The 8,318-nt window shown below is 37.2% G+C and carries 5 protein-coding genes and 2 pseudogenes; 2 read left to right on the top strand and 5 right to left on the bottom strand.

The annotated features are described in order from the left end of the window. Window positions 1–83 precede the first annotated feature (83 nt). The gene (locus H5162_RS20505) at window positions 84–419 is read right to left on the bottom strand and encodes a four helix bundle protein (protein WP_182779399.1); all 336 of its coding nucleotides are present in this window, start codon (window positions 417–419) and stop codon (window positions 84–86) included. Between the two features lie 54 nt (window positions 420–473). On the opposite strand from H5162_RS20505, the gene H5162_RS20500 reads away from it, so the two are divergent. Then, a protein-coding gene (locus tag H5162_RS20500) for an IS3 family transposase (RefSeq protein ID WP_182779398.1) occupies window positions 474–1,636 on the top strand; the annotation gives its coding sequence in 2 pieces (ribosomal slippage) (window positions 474–729 and window positions 729–1,636; 1,164 coding nt in all). A 9-nt stretch (window positions 1,637–1,645) separates the two neighbouring features. Here the strand turns inward: H5162_RS20500 and H5162_RS21455 are convergent. Further along, a pseudogene (locus H5162_RS21455) lies at window positions 1,646–2,226 on the bottom strand (transposase); the annotation flags it as partial. Window positions 2,227–2,344: 118 nt separating this feature from the next. Between H5162_RS21455 and H5162_RS21575 the strand changes: the two are divergent. After that, window positions 2,345–2,470 (top strand): annotated as a pseudogene (locus H5162_RS21575) (ISAs1 family transposase); the annotation flags it as partial. Window positions 2,471–3,050: 580 nt separating this feature from the next. Here H5162_RS21575 and H5162_RS20485 read toward each other — a convergent pair. From H5162_RS20485 to H5162_RS20475, 3 genes are all read right to left on the bottom strand, one after another. Further along, a complete protein-coding gene (locus H5162_RS20485) occupies window positions 3,051–4,943 on the bottom strand; it encodes an acyltransferase family protein (protein WP_182779397.1) in 1,893 nt (630 codons plus the stop codon). 277 nt (window positions 4,944–5,220) lie between these two features. Next, a complete protein-coding gene (locus tag H5162_RS20480) occupies window positions 5,221–7,176 on the bottom strand; it encodes a nucleoside-diphosphate sugar epimerase/dehydratase (protein WP_182779396.1) in 1,956 nt (651 codons plus the stop codon). Window positions 7,177–7,771: 595 nt separating this feature from the next. Beyond that, window positions 7,772–8,143, bottom strand: a complete 372-nt coding sequence (locus H5162_RS20475; RefSeq protein WP_145236663.1) for a GxxExxY protein — start codon at window positions 8,141–8,143, stop codon at window positions 7,772–7,774. Window positions 8,144–8,318 lie beyond the last annotated feature (175 nt).

Raw genomic sequence — 8,318 nt, 5'->3', positions numbered from 1 at the left:
TTTAGGTTTTAGGTTTTAGGTTTTATCAAAAATAACTATAAAATCAGTGTGGGTAATTAAAAAACTTAAACAATTTAAACGTCTCAGATTCGTTCTTTAATTTTAGAGATTAAGCTCGACAGCATTTTTGATAACTCAGATGTTTCACACAGCCAAAGTTGACCGATATTCGAATCAATATAGTTTATATCAATACCTATATAAATTTGTGTTCTAGCTTCAGCTAAAGAAGAACGAGCAATATCTAAAAAGCGCACTTTTTCTTTATCGCTATCTCGTGTCATTCCCTCAGCAATATTACTAGGTACAGACAATCCGGCACGTGTTAACTGATCTCGAAAACCAAAATCTTTTGTTATTGTTGAATTTTTATAGATATCTGCACTTAAACGAGCAGCTCGTTTCCTGTTGTGATTCAATGAAACCGGACACCAATTTAGGTGGTATTATTACCACTCAAACTGAGGTGTTCTATGACAAAACAACGTCGCTCTTTTTCTCAAGAGTTTAAACTTGATTCAGCAAAATTAGTCCTTGATGAAGGATACTCATTCCCTGAAGCTGCTCGCTCACTAGAAGTCGGTGAAACAGCGCTTCGTCGCTGGGTTAAACAATTACAAGATGAGCGTGGTGGCACAACACCAAACTCTAAAGCTCTTACTCCTGAACAGCTTAAAATTCAGGAGCTTGAAGCTAAAATTAATCGACTTGAAAGAGAAAAAACAATTTTAAAAAAGGCTACCGCTCTCTTAATGTCAGACGAGATGAACAATATTCGTTGATAGGCCATTTAAGTGAGCATGAGTCTTTAGAAATGGTCTGTAGCGTGTTTGATGTTCCGCGTTCTAGTTATTATGATTTTAAGCAGCGTGTGGCATCAATTAAGCTTGAAGAGGTGCAGCTTAGGTCAACGATTAGTGAGTTATTCTCACTCAGTCGTGGAGCTGCTGGTAGCCGCACATTAGTGGCGATGCTAAACGACGCTGGCTTACCTATTGGTATCTTTAAGGTATGCCGCATCATGCGTGACTTAGGATTGGTATGCAAACAACCAGGGCCTCATTCATATAAATTAGCGACGGTGGAGCGGCTAGATATTCCAAACATACTTAACCGTGAGTTTGACGTTGATGGCCCAAACCAAGTTTGGTGTGGGGATATTACGTATATTTGGACAGGTAATAAATGGTCTTATCTAGCTGTTATTATCGACTTATTTGCTCGTCGTGTGGTTGGCTGGGCAATGTCAGATAAGCCTGATACTGACTTAGTTATTAAAGCATTAGATAGGGCATACGAGCAACGAGGCAAGCCACCTGGGCTGATATTTCATTCAGACCAAGGCAGTCAGTACAGCGCAAAAAGGTTTCAACAAAGGCTGTGGCGTTACCGTATAGAACAAAGTATGAGCCGCCGAGGAAATTGCTGGGATAATGCCCCGATGGAGCGCCTATTTAGAAGCTTAAAAACGGAATGGGTTCCTTCGTTAGGTTATAGTAATTACCAAGAAGCTGAAAAAGATATTAGCTATTATTTAATGAATTATTATAACTGGCGCAGGCCACATAGCCACAACCAAATGGTTGCCCCTGCTATAGCAGAAGAAAAACTTAATTTACTGTCCGGAATTAGTTGACCACAACATATCTCTATTTAAGCGTTTCCTAGGCTTGATACGCAAACTTAACTCAAACTCACGGTAAATACGGTAAACTCGTTTGTGATTCCATTTATATCGTTTTACATTGCGACAATATAAAAAGCATAGCCCAAAGCCCCAATTGCGCTTTGATTCAGTCAAATCGAGTAACAGCTCTGCTATTTTTAAGTTTTCATTTTTTAATATCGACGTATAGCGATAACACGTTTCACTGAGCATGAAAGTGCAACAGGCTAAGGCAATACTCATTTTATTTGTACTAACGACTTCATGTGCCAATATCTTGCGCTCAGAAGCCTTCACCACTTTTTTGCCATAGCCTCTTGAATGACCTCGGATTTAAGTCGCTCTTCAGCATACATTTTCTTCAAACGACGGTTTTCATCTTCAAGTTCTTTCATTCTCGTCATTAAAGAGGCATCCATACCGCCGTATTTTGCGCGCCATTTATAGAAGGTTGAGTTGCCCATACCATGTTCACGGCATAGCTCAGGGATCGGGACACCGCTTTCGGCTTGCTTCAAAATAGCGAGGATCTGACTGTCTGTAAAATGTGCTTTTTTCATAATTTTCTCCTGTGTTTACAATAAGAGAAAATTCTACGTTTGACACCCATTATTTTGGGGGGGATTACCACCTGACATCAGTCACAGATAACACGCTAATTAGTAAAACGATTAGGTGTCGTTATTTCGTCGAGTGGTTAGAAACATGGTAAAACAGCATACGAAAAGTAATAGTTCAATTAGAAGTAAGTGCGTAAGAGCTTGTTATGACGTTGCTTTTAGAGAAGAACTGTTGTTCGCTTAAAATCGTTAACAAAGTGTGCTCGCGCCCTAGTTGTAGGGTATGCCTTATCAATAAACCCAAATGCAATTGGATGTAGCTGCATTGAATAATGCCATTAAGCGTCAACTGCAGGCTCTTAACCAACTGATTTTTCATTCAGATCAAGAGTGTCAGTATTTTGCGAACTCGTTTAGAGCTCGGTTATCACAACTAACTATAACGCAAAGTATAAGTCGTCAAGGTAATTATTGGGATAATGCAGTAATTTGGCTCTGTTTTTAGAAGTCTAAAAACAGAGCCGCTGAATCGCCTTTAATTTATAAATCATCATTCAGTTATAAGTGAGGTGCACAATTATATTCAGTTTTACAATTAAAACTTAGAAATTAAACGCTTAATTATACAGCGACGCCAAATCAGAAATATAATGGATTAAAAAATACCGCTTAGAATCTCAATAGAATTAGTTAACGATTACAGGATACATTACTTCGGTTAAATTGAAAATATCAATAAATACCTACTATTAATACATAATTGCTAACCAAACATTAAATTCAAAAGATAAAACACACACTATTTTATAAGTTATATGTTAATGTTATTTTATTAGTTCAACTAATTGTTTAGCGCCTAATACAGATGGATGATCATCATCGAAATATAAAGGAACTCCATTTTTGACCGCATAACAACTTACATCATCACAAAATACATCAGATGTTCTCAATAAATGCACATTTGATGGATATGAAGACCTATCAAAATGATCTACTATGTACTTATTTCTTTCCTTATACCAACTAAAGTCTGTTCCAACTACATTCAGTAAACTCTCATTATTATTAGTATAACTTCTACCAATCAACTGACCTATACTTCTTTGTAGCTCTGGTATCGGGTAATAAACATATACTTTATCCTTATTTTCGGCAAATAAAGCAATCAATTCATCGAAATGCTTGACTGTTTGCATCAATTTCAATTCATCTGTTTCTATCGAATTAAACTTGGATGGGTAATCGGCCGCATCCCCACCAAACAAACCAGATGTGAATCTATGATTAATAACAACATTCTTTATTTTATTATCTGCTAGTATATATGCAATAGTATCATTATACCATTTCGAACATAAGCTAAAACTCTCTTGCTCCTTATACGAAGGCTTACACCCTGAAAAGGTAAAATGTTTCACGCCAAAACCTTTAACTTTTAATCTATCAGCTAACGCATATGCAATTTCAACGCTATGACTATCACCAAAAACTGCCCACGTTATATCTCCCCCAAAATACTCACAAGAATTTGCAGGGTCTTGATATTCATTTATGTGGCATTTACTTCTATATGGACTAGGCCTAGCGTTGTACATTAATGACTGATATTCAATTGGAGTCAACTTAATAAAGCCATCTTCTTTAAATGTAATAGTTCCTAACAACCCAATAGTAAAAACCATATAAAGGGGCTTATATCTAAAGCAGCTTCGAACACCGTTCAAATCATTTTTGAATCTAATGGTTTCAATATATTTATAACTTAAAAAGCCTAGAAATATTGATAATAGAATACCTAAATACATAAATTTTTCATTTAAAGAAAAATAATAAATAACAACTACTAAGGGCCAATGCCATAAGTAGATAGAATAAGACCAAGTTCCTAGTTTTTGGGATAAAAGATTAGACATAATAAAACTATCATTGCATTGCGCTTGGATAATCAAAAAAGAACCCAAAACAGGTATGGCAGTTAAGTAACCAGGCCATTGGTTATCTTGTGAAATAAAGAAATAAGAAAAAAATATCAGCAATAAACCCAACCATTCCAATAGTTTTTTCTTATCATTTTTTAAAGCAATGGGATATAGAAAAGCCACTCCCCCTAACATCATTTCCCATGCCCTTGATGATAGTAAATAATATGATGAATCAGGCCAATTACTCGTAGCAATCACACAAAATATAAAGCCAGAAACCGTTCCTAATAAAATACATAGTTTCATCGCGTTTATAGTAATGAATTTTCTCATTATCACAAGAACTAGTGGGTATATAATATAAAATTGCCATTCGACAGATAGTGACCAAGTGTGTAACAACCACTTTTCATGTGATACAGCATCAAAATACCCGGACTCTCTCATGTAGATAACGTTAGATAAAAAACCGATACTAGATGCTACATGCAATCCCAAGTTCTTATAATCAAATGAAGACAGATAGAAAAAGCCCAATAGCATTAATACAAGACAAAGCGCGGCTAAAGCAGGAACTATCCTATTTGCTCTAGCAATATAAAATTTCATTATTGAAAATTGCCGCTTTTCGATCCCTCTAAATACTATTCCAGTCATTAAAAAACCTGAAATAACAAAAAACACATCAACACCAGCAAAACCTCCTGGCATCCAAGAGGGGTTGAAATGAAATAAAACAACAGACATAACTGCAATAGCACGAAGCCCATTTATATCTTTTCTAAATTGCAAACTATAATACTCACTAATTTAAATTTATTAATACATACTCAAGACAATAGAGGATATAAACGACTGAATAGCTTTATAAGTCCACGCATTCGATTATTTCAAGTATGACCCAATACTATTTTGATGACATTTAATTATTATCTAGTTCATTCTGAAAAAGTTAAATGCATTTCTTAAGGATTAACGTCACATGTGATTATTAACACACAACAGTTCAGCACACTATCTCATACCTTGAAGTTTCATTTAGAGTAAATCATTTATTATATTTTACACCTCAACTTTTAAAATTAACCACTTTAGCTTGAGGGAGACCTTCAAGTTGCACACTTTTTTTAGCATTCCATACTAAATCACAAATACCATCAGTTGGGTTAAACCCCGTTGGGGCGTCGAGTAATAATTGGCGGATCATTTCGTGATCAAAATTATGGCAGGCGATATCAAATGCTTCTAAAAATACTTTTAACTCCGCTAGCGGCAGCATAGCTTCATGAGCTGTCATAATACGTTCGTGTGGGGTTTCTCCAACGTTATCACCGATTAATAACTCTTCGTAAAGCTTTTCACCAGGGCGCAGGCCAGTGCATAAAATTTCAATGTCACCATGAGGGTTGGTTTTATCTTTCACTTCAAAGCCGGAAAGGCGGATCATCTTACTGGCTAAATCTTTAATTTTTACCGAATCCCCCATATCAAGCACAAATACATCACCGCCTTTACCCATAGAGCCTGCTTGAATTACCAATTGTGCAGCTTCAGGTATAGTCATAAAAAAGCGAGTAATATCTTGGTGGGTGAGGGTAATTGGACCACCTTCTTTAATTTGCCTACGGAACAACGGTACAACAGAGCCAGAAGAGCCAAGCACATTGCCAAAACGTACCATACAAAAACGCGTACCATGCTCTTTCCCTTTGGTTTGCGCTAAGCCTTGCAGTACCAGCTCAGCCATTCGTTTAGTAGCCCCCATCACATTAGTTGGGCGTACAGCTTTATCGGTAGAAATTAATACAAAAGTCTCAACCCCAGCATTTACAGCAGCTTTGGCTGCGTAGTAAGTACCAAATACATTATTACGTACCCCTTCTACTACATTGTGCTCAACCAGTGGAACGTGCTTATAAGCTGCAGCGTGGTAAACCGTTTGCACACCAAACGCCATCATTACTGTTTCAATACGGTTAATACGCTGCACCGAGCCCATTATTGGGATTAGGTCTAAATCAATATGGTTATTAGTTATATATTCATTTAGCTCTTTTTCAATTGAATATAAACCAAACTCAGATATTTCAAATAACACGAGCTTTTTAGGTTGTTGCCTAACTATTTGCCTACACAGCTCAGAGCCAATAGACCCACCGGCTCCTGTTACCATAACTACTTTACCAGTGATGTTGGCAGCCATAAGTTCGGGTTTTGGTGTAACAGGGTCACGGCCTAATAAATCTTCAATTTCAACTTCTCTAAATTCAGACAGCTGCGCTTTACCTTCAACCACATCGGCCATACCTGGGATAGATAAAACTTTAATCGTCAACGGTTCAAGCTGCGCAAGCACCTCTTTACGCCTTGCTCGGCTGGCACTAGGTAGCGCTAGTAATACTTTAGTAGCCTTGGCCTTGTTGATCAGTTCATAAATATCTTTAAAACTAATTACCGGAATACCTTGAACGATCGAACCTTGCTTAGTAACATCATCGTCAATAAAAGCCCGAACATAATATTCCGGCCCGGCACTAAGTGCTGTAGCAAGCTGTCTGCCCGCAGAGCCCGCACCATAAATAATAACCGACTCTTTATTTACTGTAGCCATTTTACCAATCAACGCGCGTACCAAAATGCGCGAACCACCAACAGTAAGTAAACATAACCAAGCAAAAATAAATGGCATAGTACGCGGGATGGTAATACCGACAAAAAACGACAGCAATACTAAGCTTACAGTGGTGATAACCGTACCAAGCACAATAGCCCATAACGCCTGAGCGTTCATGTACCTTAATACAGCACGATATAAACCTAAATTAATAAATGCGATTAAACCGGTAGGAATTAACATTGCGAGCAGCAGCCAATTACCCACTTCATAAAAAGGCGCGAGGCTATCTAAACGCACGATAAGCGCGAGCCAAAATGCTGCGGCAATAAAAAGTGAATCAATAAATAAGGTAATAGCACGCTTTTTAGCGCGAGAAGCATTCAAAATAGACCGGATGAAACTATCCACAACAAGTTCCCTTTTCTTGTACTTTGTTGATTCGAAAGGCAAAGAGCTAATAATATACTCTTTGATTGTTAACATTTTATGAATTATAGCGTATAAAAAGCGTTGGAGCTAGGAGCTAGGAGCTCAAAGGTCAAAGGTCAAAGGTCAAAGGTCAAAGGTAGCTTACGAAGCTTAATCCCACAACTCAATAGACTTCATCAAACCTGATAACATTTTGGAAAGCTGCTTTATCTCTTCGGCTGTGGTGAACTTACTTAGTTTTTACCACAGAGAACACCGAGAGGCTTCAATGCACAGAGGAAATACTAACAAAAGAAAGTATAAACCTATTAGCTCTCTAATCTCTACCTCTGTGCTATTCCTGACCTCCGTGGTGAATAATCACTAAAGAAGTTTTCACCACCGAGCACACCGAGGCGCTTCACTACACAGAGGAAATACTAACAAAAGAAAGTATAAACCTATTAGCTCTCTAATCTCTACCTCTGTACTCTTCGTGGCCTCTGTGGTGAACTTACTTAATTTCTTACCACCGAGAAAACAGAGAAACTAATCTAAATAATCAGGCATTTGTGCTAAAAACACGTCATTATTACTAAACACTAATGCGCTTAATACCATCAACTAATTTTGTCACATTAAAATTAATCAACAAACCAGTTTTAATACCGCTTAATTTTAAGTATGTAATCAACTGAGCAGAATGAATTGGTGCAAGTTTATCAATCGCTTTCAATTCAATTATAAGCAGATCTGGTATCAAGATATCTAGCCTATAGCCTGCATCTATCTCCATGCCTTTATAACTAATTGGAAGCTCAATTTGACTGACAGCTTTTATGCCTATTTGTTGTAATTCGTAAATTAAGCAATTTTCATAGCTTGACTCTAATAAGCCCGGCCCAAGTTGTCTATGAACTTCTATAGCACAACCTATTACCTTTTGTGTGATGATATCTGTTGTCATAACCTTCCTTGGCTTTAGCGATCACTTTTTAGTTTTTTTGTCCTTAATGCTCTACCTAGTGAATAAATCACTAAAAACATTTTACCACCGAGCACACCGAGGCGCTTCACTACACAGAGGAAAGACCAGTCAAAAGGAAATATAAATCTATTAACTCTCTAATATCCACCTCAGT

This window comes from Pseudoalteromonas sp. SR41-8, assembly GCF_014163915.1.
GTDB classification, from domain to species: Bacteria; Pseudomonadota; Gammaproteobacteria; order Enterobacterales; family Alteromonadaceae; genus Pseudoalteromonas; species Pseudoalteromonas rhizosphaerae.
Note: the sequence above shows the minus strand (reverse complement) of the source record. Positions and strands in the feature narration are given on the sequence as shown.

Coding starts and splice junctions, on each gene's coding strand:
- H5162_RS20475 (WP_145236663.1), bottom strand. CDS start 8,143: ATGACAACAGATATCATCACACAAAAGGTAATAGGTTGTGCTATAGAA.